This window comes from Pedobacter sp. CFBP9032, assembly GCF_034045265.1.
In the GTDB taxonomy this organism is placed as follows: domain Bacteria; phylum Bacteroidota; class Bacteroidia; order Sphingobacteriales; family Sphingobacteriaceae; genus Pedobacter.
Map to the genome: position 1 here is coordinate 1 of NZ_JAXCWE010000029.1, position 3134 is coordinate 3134.

Annotated in this window: 1 rRNA gene; it reads left to right on the top strand. The window is 49.3% G+C overall.

Annotated features, from left to right (window positions below):
- Positions 1 to 231: 231 nt before the first annotated feature.
- Positions 232 to 3108 (top strand): 23S ribosomal RNA (locus SOM16_RS23015).
- The last annotated feature ends 26 nt before the right edge of the window (positions 3109 to 3134 follow it).

Genomic DNA, 3134 nt, shown 5'->3' on the forward strand with positions numbered 1-3134 from the left:
ACTAACGAAGCTGAAACGGAGCTTAGGTTGGGGCACATGAAACCCTACACCTTTATACCTTCGACCTTCAGCCTCAGTAAAGTTCTTTGACATATTGGAAGAAGTTAAAAAAGAAGAGCAAACAACAATAGGCGACTGTTGTGTTTGTGCTCTCCCGACCTTGCGTCGGGAATGAGACATCATAACAAGAGCAAAAAAGCATACCATATGGCGCAAAAGGCATATGAGTAGAAGAAAGTAATAAAGAGTACACGGGGGATGCCTTGGCTCTCAGAGGCGATGAAGGACGTGATAAGCTGCGATAAGCTTCGGGTATTTGCAAATAGGAATTAATCCGAAGATTTCCGAATGGGGCAACCCGTCTAGTTGAAGACTAGTCACATATAATGAGCAAACCTGCCGAACTGAAACATCTAAGTAAGCAGAGGAAGAGAAAATAATAATGATTTCCTAAGTAGTGGCGAGCGAACGGGAAAGAGCCCAAACCATTAATGTTACGGCATTAGTGGGGTTGTAGGACTACGATATGTCATTAGCAAACAGAAGTGGAATGGGATGGGAAGCCCAGCGATACACGGTGATAGCCCGGTACACGTATAGAATGCTAGGCTAGTAGTATCCTGAGTACCGCGAGGTCGGAGACGCCTTGTGGGAATCTGCCGGCACCATCCGGTAAGGCTAAATACTCCTGAGAGACCGATAGTGAACCAGTACCGTGAGGGAAAGGTGAAAAGAACCCCGAACAGGGGAGTGAAATAGAACCTGAAACCGTGTACTTACAAGCGGTCGGAGCGTCCAGGTGGCGTGACGGCGTGCCTTTTGCATAATGAGCCTACGAGTTACTCTTCTCTGGCAAGGTTAAGTGCTTCAGGCACGGATCCGAAGCGAAAGCGAGTCTGAATAGGGCGTATAGTCAGAGGAGGTAGACGCGAAACCTTGTGATCTACCCATGGACAGGTTGAAGGTGCGGTAACACGTACTGGAGGACCGAACCGATAAACGTTGAAAAGTTTCCGGATGATCTGTGGGTAGGGGTGAAAGGCTAATCAAACTGGGAAATAGCTCGTACTCCCCGAAATGTTTTTAGGAACAGCGTGGATATTAAGTTTCATAGAGGTAGAGCTACTGATTGGGTGCGGGGGAGTCAAATCCTACCAAATCCAGACAAACTCCGAATGCTATGAAATATGATCTGCAGTGAGGCGCGGGGTGCTAAGGTCACGCGCCGAGAGGGAAAGAACCCAGACCATCAGCTAAGGTCCCCAAGTTACAGTTAAGTTGAACTAACGAGGTCCGATTGCACAGACAGCTAGGATGTTGGCTTGGAAGCAGCCATTCATTTAAAGAGTGCGTAACAGCTCACTAGTCGAGCGATCGGGCATGGATAATAAACGGGCATTAAATTGTACACCGAAGCTATGGGATTGAAATATATCGGTAGGGGAGCATTCTATCGGCAGCGAAGGTATCTGGTAATGGGTGCTGGAGCTTATAGAAAAGCAAATGTAGGCATAAGTAACGATAAGGCGGGAGAGAAACCCGCCCACCGAAAGGATAAGGTTTCCTGATCAACGCTAATCGGATCAGGGTTAGTCGGGACCTAAGGAGAACCCGAAGGGGAAATTCGATGGACAACTGGTTAATATTCCAGTACTTTTTATAACTGCGATGTGGGGACGGAGTAGTGACACTGCCGCGATCTGACGGAATAGATCGTTAAAGGCTGTAGGTATATCGATGGTAGGCAAATCCGCCAACGATGCTGAACGCTGATAGTACCGCGAGGCTTCGGCTAAGTGGATAGCGCAGGTAATCAGACTTCCAAGAAAAACCGCTAAGCTTCAGGTTATAAAAACCCGTACCGCAAACCGACACAGGTATCCGGGAAGAGGATTCTAAGGTGCTCGAGTGAATCATGGCTAAGGAACTCGGCAAAATGGCCCTGTAACTTCGGGAGAAGGGGCGCTGGCAGCAATGTCAGCCGCAGTGAAAAGGCCCAGGCGACTGTTTAACAAAAACACATGGCTTTGCAAAATCGAAAGATGAAGTATAAGGCCTGACACCTGCCCGGTGCTGGAAGGTTAAGAGGGGATGTCATCTGTAAGGAGAAGCATTGAATCGAAGCCCCAGTAAACGGCGGCCGTAACTATAACGGTCCTAAGGTAGCGAAATTCCTTGTCGGGTAAGTTCCGACCTGCACGAATGGTGTAACGATCTGGGCGCTGTCTCAGCCATGAGCTCGGTGAAATTGTGGTCCCGGTGAAGACGCCGGGTACCCGCAACGGGACGGAAAGACCCCATGCACCTTCACTACAATTTAACATTGACATTGGATACAGGATGTGTAGGATAGGTGGGAGGCTTTGAAGCGGCGTCGCTAGGCGTCGTGGAGCCAACGTTGAAATACCACCCTTTCTGTATTCGGTGTCTAATCCCGCATTGCGGGAGACATTGTTTGATGGGTAGTTTGACTGGGGTGGTCGCCTCCAAAAAGGTAACGGAGGCTTTCAAAGGTAAGCTCAGTACGCTTGGTAACCGTACGCGGAGTGCAATAGCATAAGCTTGCTTGACTGTGAGACATACAGGTCGATCAGGGTCGAAAGACGGATATAGTGATCCGGTGGTTCTGCATGGAAGGGCCATCGCTCAAAGGATAAAAGGTACGCTGGGGATAACAGGCTGATCTCCCCCAAGAGCTCATATCGACGGGGAGGTTTGGCACCTCGATGTCGGCTCGTCACATCCTGGGGCTGGAGAAGGTCCCAAGGGTTCGGCTGTTCGCCGATTAAAGTGGCACGCGAGCTGGGTTCAGAACGTCGCGAGACAGTTCGGTCCCTATCTGTTGTGGGCGTAGGAATTTTGAGTGGGGCTGACCTTAGTACGAGAGGACCGGGTTGGACTAGCCTCTAGTGAATCTGTTGTTCCGCCAGGGGCATTGCAGAGTAGCTACGCTGGGAATAGATAAGCGCTGAAAGCATCTAAGTGCGAAACTAGCCACGAGATGAGAATTCCATATAGGACCGTAGCAGACTACTACGTTGATAGGCTACAGATGTAAAGTTGGCGACAGCACAGTCGAGTAGTACTAATCATCCGAAGCTTTCAAAGCAAAACAGACTTGTTGTTTGTTCTTC